A 20,518-nucleotide genomic window follows, 5' to 3' on the forward strand; every position below is an offset into this window, starting at 1 on the left:
AGTCGGGGATTTGTCTAATACTGTATAATCTCAAAAATTTTGTTAATCACTTCTGTTAATTTTTCAGATTTTATTTCACCTACTTTATATAGGATAATTTGTTTATCAGCAGTAAAAAGCCGATTGGGTCTAATATTACTTTGCTGATTTAACCCACCTGAGTTAAAATCAGAATTATCTAATCCAATGGCATATCTATCACTGACAGATTGACTGGTAATTTGACAAAGAATCATGTCATTTCCCTGAAGTGTAGCAATAACTAAAGCTGGTCTACGTTTGGTTTGACTTAAATCTGAAAATGGAAAGGGAACGATTACAACATCACCTTTTATAAATTCTGCCATGCTGCGTCTTCCTCTGGTTTTAACCAATCCTTTTCCAGTGAAGATTCACTCATAATCGTAATTTCTAACATCTCTTTTCGTTGTTTTTTAGTTTTTAAAAACTGCACAAAATCTAAAACCTCTTGTAACACAGGTTCAGGTAGTTTTTCTAATTCTTGCGTAATTTGCTCTTTAATTGTCATTGGATTTTCACTATTTTCTAACTCTCAATAAATATCATATCAAATTCAGCAGTAAGTATAAAGTAATTAGATTTATATATTCACTGCAACTTGACCTACTTTTGTAGAAGGTTTGGGTATAGGTTTTCCATCTTCTTTTAACACTTCCAAATACAATTCTATAGCTTCTTTAATCAGTTCTTCTGTTTCTTGTAGAGTATCACCACAAGCAATACATCCCGGTAAATCTGGAACATAAGCAGAATAATTACTACCTGCCCATTCATAGACTACTGCATAATTGTTCATTATTTGTCCTCCAGTTGTGCTTGGGAAAAAATGCTCTTTCGAGTTCCTTCTGCTAAGTCTTTACTAAGTTTACCCGCTACTACCACAATACCCGATTTAATCTGATGCTTGAGGATACGGTGACTACCTCTAATGCGATCTATATACCAACCATCATCTTCTAGGATTTTGAGAACTTCTTTAACCTTCATTGTTTACTATCATAGCGTGATTAGTAATTTGATAAATTAAGCGTAAAAACACTAATTTATTAAGTATAATATATTTAATCTACAGAATAGAGAATGTTATTTATTAAGTTAGTTTAAGGAATTGTATGATTTCTAGTCAAGTAGAAATGAAAGATAGAGAACTTTTAAAACGCTATAAAAAAGGTGAGAGAGATTTTAGTAATAAAGAATTATACGCAATTTATTCGACAAACTCTAAAAGACGTTCAGTGAAAATTAGCACTACAAATTTTAGCAAGAAAATATTGACGGAAATTAATTTAAGTTCTTCAAATTTAAAAGGAGCAAATTTTACTGGTGCAAACCTTACTGGTGCAAATTTTACTGGTGCAAACCTTACTGGTGTAGATTTTACTGAGGCAAACCTATCTGGGGCTAATTTAACGGATGCTTGTTTAGATTATGCTCTTTTAAAAGATGCAATTTTTGATGAGCAAACTAAAATCCATGAAAAATATTATTTAATTTGGGAAATTATTAATAATAAAGCAATAGGAAGGAATCTCTTTGGAGTTAATTTAACTAATTCTCGTTTAGATCGTGCTAACTTAGCTGGAGTCAATCTGACTAATGCAAATTTTTTCAGTAATGCAAACTTTTTTCGTTTCTGTACATATGGCTCAAGTTTAGTACAAGTAATCTTAAGTGGAGCAAATTTAGAAAACGCAAATTTAGAAAATGCAGATTTGAGAGGAGCAAATCTTAATAGTGCAAATCTTAATGGTACAAATCTTCGTGATGTATGGTTAGATCATGCAAATTTATCAGGCACTGATTTAACAAACGCTTGTTTGGATGGTGCTTGTTTGAAATATGTTATTCTTGATGAACATACTAAGATTAATGAAAAATATTATTTAATTTGGGAAATTATTAATAATAAAGTAATAGGAAGAAATCTAGCTGGGATCGATTTGAAAGATGCTAATTTAGCAGGTGCTTGTCTAGATGATGCTAATTTAACGAAAGCCAATTTAGAAAATGCAAATTTCTGGAGGGTAGATTTAAGAAAAGCATATTTAACAGGTGCAAATCTCAAGGGAGCAGATTTAACAAAAGCAGATTTAATAGGAGCAATTTATAATGATGAAACTAAATTTCCTGAAGGATTTAATCCCAAAACTGCACAAATGATCCATGAAGCTGATATTAAAATTAAAAAGTATCATAATTCTGAATGGATAGAATTATTAACCAAGAAAAAAGTTAAAACAGAAAAATCACCACCACCACGACCAGGACAACAAGAATTTAAAGAAAAACTAAAAGAAACTTATGGTTATAGATGTTTAATTAGTGGTTGTGACATTGAACAAATTATTGAAGCAGCACATATTATTCCCTATCGGGATCTTAATTCTCATGATGTTGCTAATGGCTTACTTTTGAGAGTAGATTTGCATAGACTTTTTGATGCACACATCATAGCTATTCATCCAATAACCAGAGAAGTATTAATATCTGAACAAATAGCGAAAGACTATCAAGATATTAGAGGAATAAAAATAGCAAGTTGTTTAACTGGTGAAGATGCTACTAAACAACAGGATGCGCTAAGATATCATTGTGAACAATGTAATTGGACAGATAAACAACTGTTGGAATAATTCAGGGATCTGATATAATCAAATTAGTCATTATTTCTCTATTATCTGCATCTTAAAAACCATGCTAAAAAGTATAAAAATAGAGAACTTTCGCTGCTTCAAATCTTTTGAACTTCAACAACTAGGAAGAATTAACTTACTGGTTGGTGAAAATAATAGCGGTAAAACATCAATACTAGAAGCTGTTCAACTTTTCTGCTCACGTTGTAATTTAGAAATACTGCGTGAAAGAATGAATAACCGCAGTGAATATTTTTATGATGATGAACTGAGGAGAGAAGGTGAAATTGGAAGAGATGGAGAGCTTGATATTCGTCATTTGTTTTATGGTCAAGAAATTGAACCAGGAAGTCAATTATCTATTATAGATCATAATGAAAATAAACTGAGTTTATCCATAGAATTATCTCCTAGTGATGAAAAAATACCAGATGAACTACAAGAACTTCAATTTAGAGTTTCTTGGACTCCTGAATTAGAAGATGAAACTTTCATATTACCTTTATCATCTAATGGTGGACTTCCTGTATTTCATATACGTAAATTTCGTACAAATGCTAAAAACCCAAGACCAAAAACACTATTTATTACATCATCATCTTTAAAAACTGATCAAATGATAGAGTTATTTAATCAAGTGGTACTAACACCTGATGAAAAAATTATTGAACAAGCACTAAATAAAATAGATTCAAAAATTCAACGTATTGCTGCGGTTAATCCTCAAAGATTAAGATATTCGCCATATTCACGAAGTGGTTTTGTTGTACTTCTTGGAGATACTAATCAGCGCGTACCAATTGGCAGTATGGGAGATGGAATTTGGCGAATATTAGGACTTGCATTATCTATAGTATCAGCTAAAGATGGTTATTTATTTGTAGATGAAATAGATACCGGACTTCATTTTACTACAATGTCCGGTATGTGGAAAATGATTTGGGATACAGCGAAAAAATTAAATGTCCAGGTTTTTGCAACTACCCATAATAGTGATTGTTGGAAAAGTTTAGCTGAAATTGCAGAACAAGAAAATGTCACTGATGATGGTATTAGGATTCATAGAATTGAGAAAGATAAATCAAAAAGTATAGTTTTCAATGAATCTCAAATGGTCATTGCTGCGGAAAGAGAATTGGAGGTACGTTAGCAATGGCAAAAAATGATAAACCTAAAAAATTATTAGTTGAAGGTCAAGATGATTTACGAGTGATACCAGAATTAATTGAAAAAAATGGGATTTTCTGGGGTAATAAGAAAGAAGAAGCAATTATATCAATTCAAGAATGTGGAGGTTATGAAAATATTACTTCTGATCTCATAGAACCAGGGAGACAAATACATCAAGCTATAAAGTATAATATTTTAAATCCCAACAATCCTAAAGTGCAGGGGTTTATCAATTGGTTTAAAGAGTTATATGATTTGTGATTAAAAATATCCCCAACTTTTTAAAGGAGTCAGGGATCTAAAAATACATATTTAAAAGTCACTAATTTAAAAGTCACTAATTTAAAATTCACTAATTTAAAATTCACTAAAAATTAAGATTCCTGTTCAGGAGGACGATTTTGCAAAATATCAAGAATCCGCCGATTTTCAGTTTGCAAACCCCGCACATCCATCTGTATTTCTCTAATCTCAGACTGCATCTGCATCATATCAGAACGCATATCTCTAATTTCCAAGACCAAAGTATCAAAGTTACGCTGCATAGTTTCAAAATTACGCTGAATCGTATCAAAATTACGCTGATGATGAGTAGCAGTTTCCAATAAAGCACTTACCGCTAATCGCATATCAATAAGCTGATTTTCCATTTTATCCATCCTTGCTTTATCTTCATTACTCATATTTTTAAAACTTCACAACCTGGTAAAGTATGATCTTGATTATAACGGAATGTGATATAATTATTTTCTAATTAGTTTCCTAGAACACCGATTCATTAATCGTAAGGGCGAATAACCGTAAGGGCGAAGCATTCAGACAGAATATGAACTGGTTTCAGCGATAGGTTATCACCCGAATGCTTCGCCCCTACAAGGTAAAAACAGATTACCTAGCATTACTGAATCGACGTTCTAGTGGAAGTGCAAATTGCGTATAATCTATTTGTCAAATTACACACCAATTATTACACACCAATTATATAGAATCCCAAATCCTTATGAAACTTAACTTATTAAAACCACTGGCGTTTATTGATTTAGAAACCACAGGAGTAGATATAATCAAAGATAGAATTGTACAAATTGCTATCCTCAAAGTATTTCCCGATGGAAGGGAAGAACTGAAAAACCAGATAATTAATCCCACAATTCCTATTCCTCCTACTGTTTCATTAGTACATGGAATTTATGATGAAGATGTAAAAGATGCACCGACATTTTCAGAAATTGCTGTTGACTATTTAAATTTTCTTGATGATAGTGACTTAGCTGGTTTTAATTCCAATAAATTTGATATTCCTCTGCTGGTAGAAGAATTTTTACGTGCAGGACTTTGTTTAAAATTATCAGGGAGAAATTTAGTAGATGTGCAAACTATCTTTCACATCATGGAACGACGCAATTTAAGAGCAGCTTATAGGTTTTATTGTGGTCAAGATTTAGAGGGAGCGCATAATGCAGCAATTGATATTTGTGCTACCTATCAAGTTTTTAAAGCACAAATTGAACGTTATGAAAATGTAGAATATAGTAATGATGGTTCTCCTGTTCCTGTACCAATTACTAATGATATTAAAGTTTTAAGTCAGTTGACTACATTTAATTTTTTAGATCCTAGTAATAAATTGATTTATGATGAACAGAAGCAAGCTATTTTGTTTAACTTTGGTAAATATAAAGGTCAAAGTTTGTTAGAAGTTTTTTTCAAAGATCCCGGTTATTATGACTGGATGATAAACAAAGGAGATTTTTCACTATCTACTAAGAAAGTTTTGAAAAGAGCTTGGAAAGCGATGCATAATTCAGACAATAGGAAACATATCTCTTGAGGGAATACCTTTATTTATACCCTGGGAAAATAGTGACTTTGAGAAATTTAGTCCCTTTTTCCCAAGATATTCGGGGGTATAAAAAGCAAACTTTATTGAGATTATGTTTTATTTACCAATTCTAAAAAACGTTTTATTTCCGGTCCATCTTCCTCCGTAACTGTTTCGATATTCGTCATTTTCTCTATCAGAACCAAATATTTATGAAAGTTCTTTCCAATTTGGGGAAAATCTATCATCTTACTTTTACAAGGTAGATAAATTTTTCCTAGTGATGAAATATCATTGACAATTCTCTCATGTAATAAATGTCCTTTAAGATGCCACAACAAACATTGACTCAAACAAACTAAAGCATCAATAGCAACTTGTGGTTCAGTGATGCGATTTTTTAGCTGATCTAAAACAAAATATGCTACTTTTTCCACATCATGTATTGTAGCTCGCCATTCCTTGGGTTGACCAAGACTGATAATTCTCGCTAAAGCCCAAAAAGCTTTTTGACGTAACGCTAAATGTTGATTAGCTTGGATAATAGACTGTAATCTAGTGATATTTCTGCTAGAAGGTTCAGCACAAATTCCAAAAGAGTTAAGTAAATAAACCGCACGAGCTTGGTTTGATATTTCTGAGAATTGTTGATAAATTAACTCGCCAAAATCTGACCACAAAAGTTTACCAGGAGTATGGGCGATCGCTGAATATAGTTCATCATTAGATAGCAATTGAGATAACCCAGACTCAAATTTTCGCAAAATCCAACTATGATATCTTTGTTCCAATTCTCTAGTTTGAAAGTCAGCAGCATCAGAAGGTAGAACTTGGATAATATTGGATAAAGCCATCACTGCTACTATTTGTCTTGTTCTTTGCAAATCAGGTTTAGTATTACTTCCTTGTTCTAACCATTGCAGCAAACTTTGAACAATTGATAGACGATTTGCGGCTTGACGAGTTTGGTTTTCTAGACGTTTTCTTTCCTGCTGAACTCTGGCATTTTCCCATCCTGATTGAGAAAGACTTAATGATACTCTACCCCATTGGGTAAATTGTACCAGAACACTAGGATCTGGTTCGCTACCTATACGTGCGCGGGGAATATCAGGTATTAATGTAGTATCTATAGGAGGTTTAACACTTGCTCCTGTTGGTTTAGGTGTAGGTCGAGGGTTTTTGGGTTCATCTTCAACTACTAATTTAAACCGACAATCTGGACGATCACGATGTACCAATGTTAGTAACAATTGCTCATCAAATGTATATTCAACTTCCAGATTTAAATAATCTCCAGGTTGAATATTAGCAGCCCTAATTTCATCGGTATTAACGTAGCGTCTGCGTTGTAAAGTTGTATTTTGGTTTGGTTTTGAACCTTCACCTACCCAAACTTTAAATTCAATCAAACCTGTTTCCTCTGGTAAACGAAATCCACTTAAATTTGCATGATAAGGATATTTTTGACCATGAGGAATTAATAATTCCAGTTTTGATTCTTGACTATTGGGATCTTGTACTTCCAGCCAAATACTTGTAGGATTAATATTTTCACCTTTGATTGTCCCAGAAGCGTAAAGTGCCGCACCACGAGCAACAGCTAAATCTGGATTTCCTTGTGATAAAATCAGAGTTCCTGGTAAAAGTCTTTCTAAACGTTCCCGAATTAAGGGAAAATAAGTCATCCCCCCATTGAGCAAAATAGCATCTACTTTTGGTACAGTTCCTAACCGATCTTTCGTTTTTAATAGCACATCCAAAACAGGAACAACAAAAGTATCACGACGATCTAATATTTAGACCGGCGGCAATTATTTGCTGAAAAGCTTTTGATGCTGCAAACATTGGTTTAGCATCTTCAGGAACTAATTCTGGTAGTTGGGCAATAATAAAATAAGTTTTATCTTGATTGTTATGAAAGTAATCTATCGCTTCATTCAGTTGAGTCTTACGATTAATTCTCTCAGCATCTATCTTGCCATCTACAAAACCATATTTATCGTGATTAAGTATAACTTGAATAGCTGTCTGTGATGCTTGATAAACTTCCTGGGGGGTGAGTCTTTTATATCTGGAAATCTCCTGATAAAATTCATCTGCTTCCGCTTTTTCTGATTGGGGAATTATACTTAATATTTCACCCCAAGACTCTTGATGATGTTCGATCAAGATGCGAATAGCGTTTTGGATGATTTTCGCTTTCTGTGCCAATTCTTCATGAGGTCGGGGTGTAAAATCTTTATATTTTTCTTCTATAAATAATAAAAATTGTCCCCAAGGATTTTTTTCTAAAGTTTCTATGGCAAATGCTTCTTTTAAAGAGCGAAAATTGCTTTGATCTCCTTTTTTCTTGGGACGTTCAAATACAGTCTCTTCTTGACGTTTGATTATGGGTTTGGATGTTGGATTATTCATCGTATTAATGTGATCTTGACTGTGAACTTATTTGCTCTTTCATGATTGGGAATACTGCAAGATATGATTTATCCTGTTTTCGCCAATGGTCTTTTATAGCTGTATACAGAGTAGTTAGGACATCAATTTATTATCATTAGACATCTCCGTTAATTAAATCTGCATCACCTGAAATCCTTGTAGGGACAATTCATGAATTGTCCCTACCATTATTTTCGGAGAGGTCTATTATTATCAAACTTTGACCACAAGAGGTTTTTACTCCTGACTCCTGACTCCTGACTCCTGCTATAACTGATATGTGTTTTATTGCTTGATGTCGCAATTCACCTATCTAATGTCATGATAATCACATTTCACCATAATTGCAAGCACATCATAGCTGATTCTTGAGGTAATTTTTTAGTTGCTTTTTAAGTTTATTTCAGTAAAAACCGAAGTGTTGATTGCTGCAATCTAGTTATAAATACTGTCCAATTTGTTTAATTGTGTTTTTTAAATTTAAGTAAATTTACAATTTATCAAGCTTAAAGATTAAAAATATATTGATTTTTTGGCTTAGTGATCATTTCCGACAGTAGCAATCAGAGGAAATACTAAGTAATTCCTAAATTTTACGTTAATTTAATTTGCTTATTATTTGATTATCATTAATAAAGTTTTATAAACTATCCAGAAAATTGTTATTCAGTTCGTTAGCATTCAATCTATAACTGATGTGCATTCTACTATTTCCTAATTTGATTATTTTATTTGATTAGAAAATCTTTATTTAGAGGCGATCGCTTGCAGTAGCAATAACCCAGTAATTAACTTATTATACATCATACTCAATACAAATCTAACAACTAAGGGCGGTTTTACCGCCCCTAACATCAATCGTAACTAACTAAAAACAACTTACTTCTTAGCTTCAGCAATGGGAACCCACTCAGTATGGAAAGTTCCTTCCTTATCAATACGTTTGTAAGTATGAGCGCCGAAGTAGTCCCGTTGTGCTTGAGTCAAGTTTTGAGGTAAACGAGCGCGACGGTAGCTATCGAAATAATCGAGAGAAGCACTAAAAGCAGGAACAGGAATTCCCATTTTAGCAGCAGTAACAATTATTTCCCGCCAAGCAGCTTGTCTATCCAGAATTGTTTGCTTAAATTCAGGTGCTAACAATAAGTTAGGTAATGCTGGATTTTCGTCAAATGCTTTCTTAATCTTATTCAAGAAACCAGCGCGAATAATACAACCACCTTTCCAAATTCGAGCCATTTCACCCAAATTCAGACCCCAATTATAGGCTTGAGAAGCGGTAGAAATTAACGCCATACCTTGAGCATAAGAGCAGATTTTGGAACAATAAAGTGCATCCCGCACCATGTTCACAAAAGTTCTTGTATCTTTAAAGATTGTGGGAGCAGGACCAGTTAATTGTTGAGATGCGGCAATCCGTTCTTCTCTAATAGAAGAGAGAATCCGGGAATTAACAGCAGCAGTAATTGTAGGAATAGCAACGCCTAATTCCAAAGCAGTTTGTACGGTCCAACGACCAGTTCCTTTTTGTCCCGCAGCGTCAACAATTAAATCAACCAAAGGTATCTTGGTTTCTGGATCAACGTAGGGGAAAATATTCGCGGTAATCTCAATCAAAAATGAATTGAGTTCGTCGGTTTTATTCCACTCTGCAAATACTTGATGTAGCTGTGCAGCATTCAAACCACCGACATTTTTCAGCAAATCGTAGGCTTCTGCAATTAACTGCATATCGCCGTACTCAATGCCGTTGTGAACCATTTTTACATAGTGACCAGATCCACCAGGTCCAATATAGGTTACACAGGGACCATCATCAACTTGTGCAGCGATTCTGTTGAAAATGGGGGATAGATACTCATAGGAACTTTTTGTACCACCGGGCATGAGAGAAGGACCATTTAACGCGCCTTCTTCACCACCACTCACACCCATACCGATATAGCGTAAACCAGTGGGTTCTAATTCTTGAGTGCGTCTTTCGGTATCTTCAAACCAAGAGTTACCACCATCAATAATGATGTCACCTTCTTGCAGTAAGGGTTTAAGCTGTTGAATTACCGCATCAACAGGTTTACCAGCTTGCACCATGACTAAGATTTTGCGGGGACGTTCTAATGAAGCGACAAATTCTTCCAGGGTATAAGCTGCTTTAACATTCCGTCCTCCAGCGCGGTTGGCCATGAAGGCATCGGTTTTTTCACGAGAGCGGTTGTAAACTGCAATTGGGAAGCCATTACGCTCAACGTTTAGAGCGATATTTTCGCCCATAACGGCTAATCCAATCACACCAAAGCTTTGTAGTGTCATAGTTCAAATGTTTTTTGGGTTTGGCTAACTCTTGCAGATGCTTTCATCTTTAAGGGTAATCCGAGATTTTGGCTTCACTCCTAAAGAAGACATTAAGAGTTGAGGTAAATGGCAAAAATCACATCTAACACCAAGAATTGGTTTTGATTTGTATCTGAGTCAACAATTCAATGACAAATCAATAACAAAATTCGCAAAATGGAAATACGGCAGATGAGAAACTGTAAGGAGTTAAAAAAATGCTCGCCTATATCCTAGCGTTAGTAGTGGGAATTGGCAGTGTAGCTATTTACATAGCTGCTTTCTTTTTCCCGGAAATTCACCGCAAGAATGATTTTATCTGGAGTGGTGTAGGTTTATTTTACGCTTTGGTGTTATGGATTTTTGCATCACGCATTACTGGGGGTTTATTACTGGGTCATATAGCTAGTGTGGCGCTTTTGGTGTGGTTTGGTTGGCAAACTCTTTCTCTGCGTCGTCAACTTACACCAGAGGTACAACAAACGCCTATTCCCAGTCCTGAGTTAGTTAAAGTGAGTATTCAAGAACAGGTATCTAAGTTTTCTTTACAGGAAAAGCTGGGACAGTTATCATCGTTAATTGCTAATGTTTTTAGTGGTGTTAAAGGTAAGGTACAACAAGTAGGGAATAAACAACCAGTAGCACCTCCAGAAAAACCTGTTGTGACAATTGTTGATCAGACTACTCTTGTTGCAGAACAACCAAGCCAAACAACATCTCCAATGGAAGTGGTAACTGTTCCTGCATCTGAAACGGCTACACCAACAGCAGAAGTCAGTGAGGAAGTTAGTCAAACTGAAACCAAAACTGAAGCCAAAATTGAAACTGTTTCAGAAGTGACACATCCAACTCCTCCGACTCCTGAGTTAGTCGCACAAGCGCAAGAGGAAACCGAGGAAAAACCACATATTTCTGTTGAGGAAGTCGCCCCAGATGCTGTACTTGCTCCCCCAGCAGAAGCACCACCGGAAAAATTACCACCCAGTGAAGGAATTGGTAGTTAGGTATTGGCAGGGAGTGGGGACTGGGGAAGAAAATTTTAGATTTTAGATTTTAGATTTTAGATTTTAGATTGGACTTAACAAAAACAATCCAAAATCCAAAATCCAAAATCCAAAATAAAAAACTCCTGAATACTGAATACTGAATTATTACAAATTTAGTTACTTTAACTACTTTTATTATTTTGTCAAGTGTTTTCTAAGAAACGGCAAACTATCTTATAACTTTGTTACATATTTGTTAAGAAAAGTTACACGCTTCTTAACAAAAGGGAATATTTTCTTATGGTTGTTTCACTTGAAAAGAATAAACAACATGAGGTTGTCATCATTGGTGGTGGTTTTGGTGGACTGTATGCGGCAAAATCTCTTGCTAATAGAAATGTAAAGGTTACTCTCATTGATAAACGGAACTTTCACTTATTTCAGCCTCTTTTATATCAAGTTGCCACTGGTACGTTATCACCTGCTGATATTTCTTCTCCTTTGCGTGCTGTTCTCAGAAAAAGTAAAAATACAAAAGTTTTGCTGGGAGAAGTAAATAATATTGATCCGAAGACACAAAAGGTATTTGTGGGTGATAAAATCGTACCTTATGATACTTTAATTGTGGCTACAGGTGCTAACCATTCTTATTTTGGGAAAGATAATTGGAAAGACTTAGCTCCTGGTTTGAAAACTGTAGAAGATGCGATAGAAATGCGTCGGCGGATTTTTTCTGCATTTGAAGCAGCAGAAAATGAAACTGATCCTGAAAAACGCCGTGCTTTGTTGACTTTTGTGATTGTGGGTGGTGGTCCTACTGGGGTAGAATTAGCGGGTGCGATCGCTGAGTTGGCATATAAAACCCTGCAAGAAGATTTCCGCAATATCGACACTTCAGAAGCGAAAATTTTATTATTGCAAGGTGGCGATCGCATTCTTCCTCATATTTCACCAGAATTATCGCAATCAGCAACAGAATCTTTACAAAAATTGGGTGTGATGGTTCAAACCCAAACCAGGGTGACAAATATTGAAAATGATGTTGTTACTTTCAAACAAGGTGATAAAGTACAACAAGTTAGCGCCAAAACTGTATTATGGGCTGCTGGTGTTGAAGCTTCTGGAATGGCGAAAGTTTTAGCAGATCGTACTGGTGTAGAATGCGATCGCTCCGGTAGAGTAGTTGTAGAACCAGACTTAACTGTTAAAGGTTACAAAAACATTTTTGTGATTGGAGATTTAGCTAATTTCTCCCATCAAACTGGTAAACCTTTACCCGGTGTTGCACCTGTAGCTAAACAACAAGGAGAATATGTTGCTGGGTTGATTTTACTACGGCTTCATGGTCATACTTTGCCACCATTCCATTACACCGATGTTGGTAGTTTAGCAATGATTGGGCAAAATTTAGCGGTAGTAGATTTAGGTTTTCTGAAACTTACAGGTTTTATTGCTTGGGTATTTTGGCTAGTAATTCACATCTATTTCTTAATTGAGTTTGATACTAAGATGGTAGTGGTAATTCAGTGGGCATGGAATTATATTACTCGTAATCGTCGTTCTCGATTGATTACAGGTAAGGAAGCTTTCTTAGGACCACAACCTATTAACAATTCTCATCCTTATCAGGCGACAGAAACCGTCAAACAGCCAGTTAAGGTTTAGGTTTTTTGTAGTTATTACCAGTACCTTGAAGCCGATAGAGAAACCCGTCATTAATCTCAACACTTGATCTGTTAGTGTGAGACTTATGGCGGGTTTAAGTATTTTAATTGTAAGTCCTACTAAGTCTAGTAATTTGGGCATAATTTTTGCAAAAACTTCGTTCCATCCGGTAATAGGTACAATAACCTTTAAGCGTAAAGTACCTATATCATCATTATTAACAATAATACAAGGTCGCGTTTTGCTAATTTCATTCGATCAGCATTATACAGCCAAATTTCACCTCTACGCATAATCTTGGTACTCATAAAAATCTTCATTACAAGTATCAACAAATTCTGTTAAACTGCTTTCTGTTTCATAATAGGAACGCATCATTTCCGCAGCAGCAGTTGAAGATATTTTGTATGTTTTTTAGTAGAAGTTCTAGGGTTGAGTTGTCCAATACGACGTATGACTTTAAATGTACATATACCAGTTTCCATCAAAATTTTAAATAAACCTGGTAGATGCTGTTCTTCAGTTTCTCCTGTTACAAATAAACCAAATTCAAATCCCGAATAACATGGTTGGTTGCTATTTACATTTTCTTGATTCATTATTTTAACTCCTCAGTAAAAGCTTTACTTTGAGGTGCGATAGCTTCAGCCATATACAAAGATCCTGTGGCATAATCTTCTAATAAATCTTGTATTTCCTCTATTTCGCTAACCCGTTTCATCATAGTTTTTCCATTTTCATCAAGTTCCATTGCCCATATATTTTCTGGTGAAAACTGACTAATGAGTACAGGAGAATGAGTTGATATAAAAACCTGTTTATTCCATTTTTCTGTAGCGAGTTTCACAGCTTTAGCTAACACTGCTAACGCCCAAGGATGTAAAGATATATCAGGTTCATATAATAAAATTAATGAATAACCATTAGGTTTTTCAGAAAATAAAGCAGTCAGATTAATTAACATTTGAAGATGTCCATCAGATACTCCTGATGCTTGAATTGGTTTGCGTCTTTTTTTATCTAAAAAATTAGCATAAACCGCATTTCTCCCAGTTTGCTCAAAATATAAACCATCAAAACTAGGGAAACTTTCTTTCATAAAATTAATGATAGTGTCGTATCTTTCATCAATCACTCTTCTATCATGTAAATTTCTCAAAACAGACCATAAATTTTCACATCTATCTTGTAATCTATCACCTGCTTCTGATTCTGAACCTGATCTTCTCAAATTAAATAAAGAAGCACTTCTTAAATGATAAGAACGAGCAGCACGTAATAATTTATCTAATTCTAAAGCAGCTATATCACTTGTCCCAAAAGCTACATAGCTAGTGAGGGCTAATTTTTCTGGTTCTCTAAGAGTTATGGTAGTTTTATCTTGTCCCATACCCAGATGATAAAATGTGGCTTTATCACTACCTATAGTTCTATCAATTAGTAATTCATTATTAATTTTTTTAACTAATTTTTCACCAACAAAAGGTTCTATCCTACCAGCAGATAAACCAAATAAGACTTCATATTTAGTTGATTCATCTTCTATGGAAATTAATATATTATCAGTTGTATTAGCTGCATCCCAAAGAATACCAATACCATGATCTCTAAAAGAAGCGGCAGAGTCCACACCTCTAATTGCACAATCTCTAATAAACCAGATCGTATCTAAAAATGTTGATTTTCCTGCGCCATTGGGACCAAAGAGAATATTTAGAGAATCAGGTGTAATATGAATATCTGCAAGAGAGCGAAAATTTTTGATATGTAAATGATTAATTTTATTAGGCATTAATAATAATCTCTCCTTTTAATTGTTAACTTTACTTATTATATCCGATAGCGGTGGTTCATTATTCTGCTTCCGATACTAAATTAGGTGGTGCTGGATCGAAATGTAACACCATAATTTGCTCTGGATGTAAACCAACAGATTGATATATTTGTCCATTACTATCACTAAATTCTACTTCAAAAGCAGCACTATCGGCTAATAATTCCACTATTGTACCAACTTGACCACGTAACAAATTATATTCAGGTAAATCAACTGTAAGTGCTACTATGTCTAGTAATTGGGGTGTATTTTTAGTCATTTTCTATAACTTCCAATATTTGTAGGTTGGGTTGAGGAACGAAACCCAACATTTATTATAATATTTTTATCTGTGGTGTTGGGTTGCGCTTCGCTTAACCCAACCTACAAGTTAAAATAAATATAAATATCACTTTTCTCAAAGGTTATTTACATTATGGAATATCGCCGCGCCAGGGTGGAAGGAGGAATATACTTTTTTACAGTGGTGACAGAAAAAAGACAGAAAATATTATGTTTACCAAAAAATGTTTCTTTATTAAGAGATGCTTTTCGTTATGTAATGCAAAAATATCCATTTATTATAGATGCTGTTGTTATTTTACCTGATCATCTCCATTGTATTTGGACATTACCAGAAAATGATCATAATTTTTCAACTCGTTGGCGTTTGATTAAAAGTTATTTTAGTCGTAAATGTGAAACTATTGTACCAGAACATATATCTTTATCTAGGAAAAAGAAAAAACAACGCGCAATATGGCAATATCGTTTTTGGGAGCATTTAATTAGAGATGAAATAGATTTTAAAAATCATGTTGAATATATTCATTATAATCCTGTGAAACATGGTTTAGTAACAGCACCAAAAGATTGGGAATATTCAAGTTTTCATCGTGCTGTGCGTCAAGGTATTTATGACATGATGTGGGGTGCAGATGAGGATATTATTTTTGATGATGATATTGGTAACGAGTAGGTTGGGTTGAATGAAATGAAACCCAACGTTATCTAAATGTGAGGTGTTGGGTTTCGTTCCTCAACCCAACCTACAATTAGAATTGTAAAATTTGTTTATCTATTTCATCTATATTTATGCTTATTTCTTCTTTTGCATAATTAGTAAAAATTTCCATGAACTCAGATAATGCAGTGTTAGCATCTGGTCTGTTTTCTGGTTGATCATCTAACATGGCATTTAGTAATTCAGAAATTTTTTTATCACTATTATTATTTACACTCAAGCCACATCTGTTTTCATTATTGCACCATTCAATAGGCTGTAAATATCTTTCACGAGGAGTTAATTGACGTTCAAATTGTGAATATTGTGGATTTTTTTTAGTAAACATATGTGATATTACTATGCCCAGTTGAATAATATCAGATTTAGTTGTTATTTCATCTTCTTCTTGAACATATTTTATTATATCAGGACTTCTATAAAGAAGAGCTTGTCCATAGCATAAAGAATCAAGATCGGATACAAATTCTCTTCGATATATCAAATCATTTCCAGTTTGTTTCATCAAACCAAAATCTCCTAAAATAGAGGTTTTACCATTGATAAAAATATTTTTTGGCTTGATATCACGATGGATAATTCCTTTTCCATGAATTTCTTTTAATGCTGACAATAATTGAATGCTGTAAATTAATGCTTCTAAGAATGATATATCATCTTTTGCCATAATATTATGCAAAGTTTTAGGTATATAGCTTGTTATAAAAAATGGAAATTTCTTACCTGTGTCTTGCTCATTCTCCTTATAATAGTAAACCCCATTGTCATAATGTTTAAGAATTGAAGGATGATCAAGTTGTTTTAGAATCAAACTTTCTTTAAAAAATCTTTTTGTTCTTTCTGTATCTCTGACATTTTGAAATAGTTTTAATGCAAAAAACTGCCCTTTATAATCTTTTTTTTCTCCATCAACACACATAACTAAATAAACAATTCCATTTCCCCCTTTTCCCAGAAAATCAATAATTTTATAGGTTCTATTGCGAGTAGATTTAATAGTTGCAAAATATTTGAAAGCTAATAATTTTAATTTTCCTCTTGCTGGATTATATAAATAGTCTATACTTTCATCATTTTCGCCTGTATATATTTTTGAATATTCCATATTTTTGTTTCTCCCTATGTACAAACTCTTGGCTGCTAAAAAGTCATTTGAATATAGAAAATTGCTAACAAATTATAACTAGATTTTAGTATCAGTGTAAATACTTTAATGATTAACTTTCATATTATTTTGTTACTAAGTATAAAAATATTGTGACAAATCTTCAAAAATGAACACATTAGTATATATAGAGGATACACAAATAGGACTTACGCAAGATGTGACTGAAAACCTTATTCTTGCGTAGGGGTAATTCATGAATTACCCCTACTTTCGTTCCCTTTTGCGTAAGTCCTGACAAAAAATGAAATCGCCTCTGTACTTTTGCGCGAAACTAAAACTTTAGTTCCGTAAGTTGGGTTGAACGAAGTGAAACCCAACATTATATAAATATGAGGTGTTGGGTTTCGTACCTCAACCCAACCTACGATTACCTCATCCCACAATCATACCATCTCTTATAATTGATCAAATAACTGCAAACATATCTTAGGCATGAAACTGTGACCGAAACTGGAAAATACAAAGATACCGTTAACCTCCCCAAAACTAACTTTGATATGCGGGCAAACGCAATCAAGCGCGAACCCGAAATCCAAAAATTCTGGGAAGAAAACAACATTTATTCTCGCCTCTCTCAAGAAAACCCAGGCGAATTATTTATACTGCACGATGGTCCCCCCTATGCTAACGGCCAGTTGCATATTGGTCATGCCTTAAATAAGATTCTCAAAGATATTATTAACCGTTATCACCTCCTACAAGGTCATAAGGTTCGTTACATTGCAGGATGGGATTGTCACGGATTACCAATTGAGTTAAAAGTTCTGCAAAACATGAAATCAGCAGAACGGCAAAATCTTACACCTTTGCAATTGCGCCAAAAAGCGAAAGAGTTCGCCCTTAAAACCGTAGATGAACAAAGAGAAAGCTTTAAACGCTATGGGGTGTGGGGTGATTGGGATAATCCTTATCTGACCTTAAAACCAGAATACGAAGCCGCGCAAATTGGCGTTTTTGGGGCAATGTACTTAAAAGGATATATCTATCGTGGTTTAAAGCCTGTACACTGGAGTCCTAGTTCTAAAACCGCTTTGGCGGAAGCTGAGTTAGAATATCCTGAAGGTCACGTTTCTCGGAGTATTTACGCCGCTTTCCCGGTGGTGAAGGTGTCCGAAAAGCTAAAATCTGTTTTAGAGCCGTTCTTGCCTGATTTGGGCGTGGCTGTGTGGACAACTACTCCCTGGACGATACCGGGTAATTTGGCGGTGGCTGTGAATGGGGCGTTGAATTATGCGGTTGTTGAGGTGGCACGCAGAGACGCAGAGGCGCAGAGAGGATGCAAGTATCTGATCGTGGCGGCGGAGTTGGTAGAAAGGTTGACTGCAACTTTGGATGTTGAGTTGACGGTGAAGGCAACTTTTGCGGGTCAGGATTTGGAACACTGCACTTATCGTCATCCGCTTTTTGACCGTGAAAGTCCGGTGGTGGTTGGTGGTGATTATATCACTACTGATTCTGGTACTGGTTTGGTGCATACTGCCCCTGGTCATGGTCAAGAAGATTACATTGTGGGTCAGCGTTATGGTCTGCCGATTCTTGCACCGGTGGATGATAATGGTAATTTCACGGATGAGGCTGGTAAGTTTGCTGGCTTGAATGTGTTGGGTGATGGTAATCAAGCAATTATTGACGCGCTGACAGAAGCGGGTTCTTTGTTGAAAGAGGAAGCATACTCTCATAAATATCCTTATGATTGGAGAACCAAGAAACCGACGATTTTCCGCGCTACTGAACAATGGTTTGCTTCTGTGGCAGGATTTAGGGAAGATGCTTTAAAGGCGATCGCATCTGTGCGTTGGATTCCCGCACAAGGTGAGAATAGAATTACACCGATGGTTGCAGAACGTTCTGACTGGTGTATCTCTCGTCAGCGTTCCTGGGGTGTTCCCATTCCTGTGTTCTATGATGAGGAAACTGGGGAAGCGTTGCTGAATGCAGATACCATTAACCACATCCAAGCTATCATTGCAGAGAAGGGTTCTGATGCTTGGTGGGAGTTGTCGGTTGAGGAGTTGTTACCCGAACCCTACCGCAGTAATGGGCGCAAGTACCGCCGGGGTACAGATACAATGGATGTGTGGTTTGACTCTGGTTCGTCTTGGGCAGCTGTGGCGAAGCAAAGACCAGAATTAGGTTATCCTGTGGATATGTATTTGGAAGGTTCTGATCAACATCGGGGATGGTTTCAATCTTCGCTGTTAACCAGTGTTGCGGTAAATGGAATTGCACCTTATAAAACAGTTTTAACTCATGGTTTTGTGTTAGATGAACAAGGCCGGAAAATGAGTAAATCTGTGGGTAATGTGGTTGATCCACAAATCATTATTAATGGTGGAAAAGATCAGAAAAAAGAACCTGCTTATGGTGCAGATGTTTTGCGGTTGTGGGTGTCTTCAGTTGATTATTCTGGTGATGTGCGTTTGGGTGGTAACATCATTAAACAATTAGCTGATGTGAGAAATAAAATCCGCAATACTGCACGGTTTTTGTTGGGTAGTTTGCATGATTTTGATCCTCAAAAAGATGCAGTTGATTTTGAAGAATTACCTGATTTGGATCGGTATATGTTGCACCGTATCCGTGAGGTATTTAATGAGGTGACAACTGCTTTTGATAGTTTCCAATTTTTCCGTTTTTTCCAAACTGTACAGAATTTCTGTGTTGTGGATTTGTCTAATTTTTATTTAGACATTGCCAAAGATAGATTATATATCAGTGCTGCTGATAGTTTCCGTCGTCGCAGTTGTCAAACGGTTTTGCAGATTGCATTGGAAAATTTAGCAAGAGCGATCGCCCCCGTTTTGTGTCATACTGCGGAAGATATCTGGCAATTTATCCCCTATCAAACTCCTTATAAATCAGTGTTTGAAGCTGGTTGGATTAAGGTTAAGGATGAATGGGACAATGGAGAATTAGCAGAATTTTGGAATACTCTGCGTTCACTCCGCACTGATGTTAATAAAGTGATGGAACAAGCGCGGATAGAAAAAATGATCGGTTCATCTTTGGAAGCAAAGGTGTTATTAAATATCCCTCACAAAGAGTTATGTGAAGCTATCAAAGGTTTCAATCCTGAAAAGGGTAATGGTGTGGATGAGTTGCGATATTTATTATTAGCATCTCAGGTAGAAATAGTAGATGATGCTGCCAAAATTGCTGATGTGAAATATACAGCAACCACAGAAGATTGGACTATTGGGGTAGTAAATGCAGACGGTGAGAAATGCGATCGCTGTTGGAATTATTCTACTCATGTAGGAGAATCCGAAGCACATCCTTTACTTTGTGAACGCTGTGTTCCTGCCTTAGCTGGTGAATTTTAGTATCATATAATGTAGGTGGTTAAGATCCCCGACTTCTTTTTTAATCTTGTAAACAAATGATAAATTCACATCAGAAGTCGGGGATCTGCATCCTCATTTTTCACAAGATTATCAACTGGA

The 20,518-nt window shown here is 35.3% G+C and carries 20 protein-coding genes; 8 read left to right on the top strand and 12 right to left on the bottom strand.

What is annotated here, in order from left to right; genetic code table 11:
* Window positions 1–14: 14 nt before the first annotated feature.
* The 4 genes from H6F45_RS15555 to H6F45_RS15570 form a co-directional block, all read right to left on the bottom strand.
* The gene (locus H6F45_RS15555; RefSeq protein WP_187040038.1) at window positions 15–347 is read right to left on the bottom strand and encodes a type II toxin-antitoxin system PemK/MazF family toxin; all 333 of its coding nucleotides are present in this window, start codon (window positions 345–347) and stop codon (window positions 15–17) included.
* A complete protein-coding gene (locus H6F45_RS15560) occupies window positions 332–529 on the bottom strand; it encodes a DUF2281 domain-containing protein (RefSeq protein WP_187040037.1) in 198 nt (65 codons plus the stop codon). Before H6F45_RS15560 ends, H6F45_RS15555 begins: the two co-directional genes overlap by 16 nt.
* Window positions 530–601: 72 nt before the next feature.
* Window positions 602–817: a type II toxin-antitoxin system HicB family antitoxin gene (locus H6F45_RS15565; RefSeq protein WP_187040036.1), complete on the bottom strand. Its 216-nt coding sequence runs from the start codon at window positions 815–817 to the stop codon at window positions 602–604.
* A complete protein-coding gene (locus H6F45_RS15570) occupies window positions 817–1,008 on the bottom strand; it encodes a type II toxin-antitoxin system HicA family toxin (RefSeq protein WP_187040035.1) in 192 nt (63 codons plus the stop codon). The genes H6F45_RS15565 and H6F45_RS15570 overlap by 1 nt, the downstream gene beginning before the upstream one ends.
* Window positions 1,009–1,133: 125 nt before the next feature.
* Here H6F45_RS15570 and H6F45_RS15575 point away from each other — a divergent pair, with 125 nt between their 5' ends.
* The 3 genes from H6F45_RS15575 (at window position 1,134) to H6F45_RS15585 (ending at window position 4,085) form a co-directional block, all read left to right on the top strand.
* Window positions 1,134–2,654, top strand: coding sequence for a pentapeptide repeat-containing protein (locus tag H6F45_RS15575; protein WP_190347636.1), 1,521 nt, complete (start codon window positions 1,134–1,136; stop codon window positions 2,652–2,654).
* A 61-nt stretch (window positions 2,655–2,715) separates the two neighbouring features.
* The gene (locus tag H6F45_RS15580) at window positions 2,716–3,804 is read left to right on the top strand and encodes an ATP/GTP-binding protein (RefSeq protein WP_190347637.1); all 1,089 of its coding nucleotides are present in this window, start codon (window positions 2,716–2,718) and stop codon (window positions 3,802–3,804) included.
* A gap of 2 nt (window positions 3,805–3,806) precedes the next feature.
* On the top strand, window positions 3,807–4,085 hold the full coding sequence (locus tag H6F45_RS15585; RefSeq protein WP_190347638.1) for a DUF3226 domain-containing protein: 279 nt from the start codon (window positions 3,807–3,809) through the stop codon (window positions 4,083–4,085).
* 113 nt (window positions 4,086–4,198) lie between these two features.
* On the opposite strand, the gene H6F45_RS15590 is transcribed toward H6F45_RS15585, so the two are convergent.
* Window positions 4,199–4,507, bottom strand: a complete 309-nt coding sequence (locus tag H6F45_RS15590; protein WP_096568114.1) for a hypothetical protein — start codon at window positions 4,505–4,507, stop codon at window positions 4,199–4,201.
* A 317-nt stretch (window positions 4,508–4,824) separates the two neighbouring features.
* On the opposite strand from H6F45_RS15590, the gene H6F45_RS15595 reads away from it, so the two are divergent.
* Entirely contained in the window at window positions 4,825–5,655 is an 831-nt protein-coding gene (locus H6F45_RS15595; protein WP_190347639.1) for a 3'-5' exonuclease, read from the top strand.
* Window positions 5,656–5,756: 101 nt separating this feature from the next.
* On the opposite strand, the gene H6F45_RS15600 is transcribed toward H6F45_RS15595, so the two are convergent.
* The 3 genes from H6F45_RS15600 to gndA all read right to left on the bottom strand — a co-directional run bounded on the left by H6F45_RS15600 (window position 5,757) and on the right by gndA (window position 10,395).
* Entirely contained in the window at window positions 5,757–7,403 is a 1,647-nt protein-coding gene (locus H6F45_RS15600) for a hypothetical protein (RefSeq protein WP_190347640.1), read from the bottom strand.
* A 25-nt stretch (window positions 7,404–7,428) separates the two neighbouring features.
* Window positions 7,429–8,064 carry a hypothetical protein gene (locus H6F45_RS15605; RefSeq protein ID WP_190347641.1) on the bottom strand — a complete coding sequence of 212 codons (636 nt, stop codon included), beginning with the start codon at window positions 8,062–8,064 and terminating at the stop codon, window positions 7,429–7,431.
* A gap of 900 nt (window positions 8,065–8,964) precedes the next feature.
* Window positions 8,965–10,395 (bottom strand): NADP-dependent phosphogluconate dehydrogenase, encoded by a 1,431-nt coding sequence (gndA, locus tag H6F45_RS15610; protein ID WP_096568110.1) that lies wholly within the window; start codon window positions 10,393–10,395, stop codon window positions 8,965–8,967.
* A 239-nt stretch (window positions 10,396–10,634) separates the two neighbouring features.
* Here gndA and H6F45_RS15615 point away from each other — a divergent pair, with 239 nt between their 5' ends.
* Entirely contained in the window at window positions 10,635–11,420 is a 786-nt protein-coding gene (locus H6F45_RS15615) for a Ycf66 family protein (protein ID WP_190347642.1), read from the top strand.
* Window positions 11,421–11,702: 282 nt separating this feature from the next.
* Window positions 11,703–13,067, top strand: coding sequence for an NAD(P)/FAD-dependent oxidoreductase (locus tag H6F45_RS15620; protein WP_190347643.1), 1,365 nt, complete (start codon window positions 11,703–11,705; stop codon window positions 13,065–13,067).
* 374 nt (window positions 13,068–13,441) lie between these two features.
* On the opposite strand, the gene H6F45_RS15625 is transcribed toward H6F45_RS15620, so the two are convergent.
* The 3 genes from H6F45_RS15625 to H6F45_RS15635 form a co-directional block, all read right to left on the bottom strand.
* A complete protein-coding gene (locus H6F45_RS15625; RefSeq protein WP_190347644.1) occupies window positions 13,442–13,666 on the bottom strand; it encodes a hypothetical protein in 225 nt (74 codons plus the stop codon).
* Window positions 13,666–14,859 (bottom strand): AAA family ATPase, encoded by a 1,194-nt coding sequence (locus H6F45_RS15630; RefSeq protein WP_190347645.1) that lies wholly within the window; start codon window positions 14,857–14,859, stop codon window positions 13,666–13,668. Before H6F45_RS15630 ends, H6F45_RS15625 begins: the two co-directional genes overlap by 1 nt.
* Before the next feature lie 61 nt (window positions 14,860–14,920).
* Window positions 14,921–15,163 (bottom strand): DUF4926 domain-containing protein, encoded by a 243-nt coding sequence (locus H6F45_RS15635; protein ID WP_190347646.1) that lies wholly within the window; start codon window positions 15,161–15,163, stop codon window positions 14,921–14,923.
* A gap of 156 nt (window positions 15,164–15,319) precedes the next feature.
* Between H6F45_RS15635 and H6F45_RS15640 the strand changes: the two genes are divergently transcribed.
* A complete protein-coding gene (locus H6F45_RS15640; RefSeq protein ID WP_190347647.1) occupies window positions 15,320–15,862 on the top strand; it encodes a transposase in 543 nt (180 codons plus the stop codon).
* 76 nt (window positions 15,863–15,938) lie between these two features.
* On the opposite strand, the gene H6F45_RS15645 is transcribed toward H6F45_RS15640, so the two are convergent.
* Window positions 15,939–17,012: a protein kinase gene (locus tag H6F45_RS15645; RefSeq protein ID WP_190347648.1), complete on the bottom strand. Its 1,074-nt coding sequence runs from the start codon at window positions 17,010–17,012 to the stop codon at window positions 15,939–15,941.
* A gap of 503 nt (window positions 17,013–17,515) precedes the next feature.
* Here H6F45_RS15645 and ileS point away from each other — a divergent pair.
* Complete coding sequence (gene ileS / locus H6F45_RS15650) at window positions 17,516–20,398, top strand: isoleucine--tRNA ligase (RefSeq protein ID WP_190347649.1); 2,883 nt, start codon at window positions 17,516–17,518, stop codon at window positions 20,396–20,398.
* Window positions 20,399–20,518 lie beyond the last annotated feature (120 nt).

This window comes from Sphaerospermopsis sp. FACHB-1194 (genome assembly GCF_014696235.1).
GTDB classification, from domain to species: Bacteria; Cyanobacteriota; Cyanobacteriia; order Cyanobacteriales; family Nostocaceae; genus Sphaerospermopsis; species Sphaerospermopsis kisseleviana.

Coding starts and splice junctions, on each gene's coding strand:
- H6F45_RS15645 (WP_190347648.1), bottom strand. CDS start 17,012: ATGGAATATTCAAAAATATATACAGGCGAAAATGATGAAAGTATAGAC.
- H6F45_RS15580 (WP_190347637.1), top strand. CDS start 2,716: ATGCTAAAAAGTATAAAAATAGAGAACTTTCGCTGCTTCAAATCTTTT.
- H6F45_RS15570 (WP_187040035.1), bottom strand. CDS start 1,008: ATGAAGGTTAAAGAAGTTCTCAAAATCCTAGAAGATGATGGTTGGTAT.
- H6F45_RS15590 (WP_096568114.1), bottom strand. CDS start 4,507: ATGAGTAATGAAGATAAAGCAAGGATGGATAAAATGGAAAATCAGCTT.
- H6F45_RS15625 (WP_190347644.1), bottom strand. CDS start 13,666: ATGAATCAAGAAAATGTAAATAGCAACCAACCATGTTATTCGGGATTT.
- H6F45_RS15630 (WP_190347645.1), bottom strand. CDS start 14,859: ATGCCTAATAAAATTAATCATTTACATATCAAAAATTTTCGCTCTCTT.
- H6F45_RS15605 (WP_190347641.1), bottom strand. CDS start 8,064: ATGAATAATCCAACATCCAAACCCATAATCAAACGTCAAGAAGAGACT.
- H6F45_RS15615 (WP_190347642.1), top strand. CDS start 10,635: ATGCTCGCCTATATCCTAGCGTTAGTAGTGGGAATTGGCAGTGTAGCT.
- H6F45_RS15620 (WP_190347643.1), top strand. CDS start 11,703: ATGGTTGTTTCACTTGAAAAGAATAAACAACATGAGGTTGTCATCATT.
- H6F45_RS15555 (WP_187040038.1), bottom strand. CDS start 347: ATGGCAGAATTTATAAAAGGTGATGTTGTAATCGTTCCCTTTCCATTT.
- H6F45_RS15635 (WP_190347646.1), bottom strand. CDS start 15,163: ATGACTAAAAATACACCCCAATTACTAGACATAGTAGCACTTACAGTT.
- H6F45_RS15560 (WP_187040037.1), bottom strand. CDS start 529: ATGACAATTAAAGAGCAAATTACGCAAGAATTAGAAAAACTACCTGAA.
- H6F45_RS15595 (WP_190347639.1), top strand. CDS start 4,825: ATGAAACTTAACTTATTAAAACCACTGGCGTTTATTGATTTAGAAACC.
- H6F45_RS15575 (WP_190347636.1), top strand. CDS start 1,134: ATGATTTCTAGTCAAGTAGAAATGAAAGATAGAGAACTTTTAAAACGC.
- H6F45_RS15565 (WP_187040036.1), bottom strand. CDS start 817: ATGAACAATTATGCAGTAGTCTATGAATGGGCAGGTAGTAATTATTCT.
- gndA (WP_096568110.1), bottom strand. CDS start 10,395: ATGACACTACAAAGCTTTGGTGTGATTGGATTAGCCGTTATGGGCGAA.
- H6F45_RS15640 (WP_190347647.1), top strand. CDS start 15,320: ATGGAATATCGCCGCGCCAGGGTGGAAGGAGGAATATACTTTTTTACA.
- H6F45_RS15585 (WP_190347638.1), top strand. CDS start 3,807: ATGGCAAAAAATGATAAACCTAAAAAATTATTAGTTGAAGGTCAAGAT.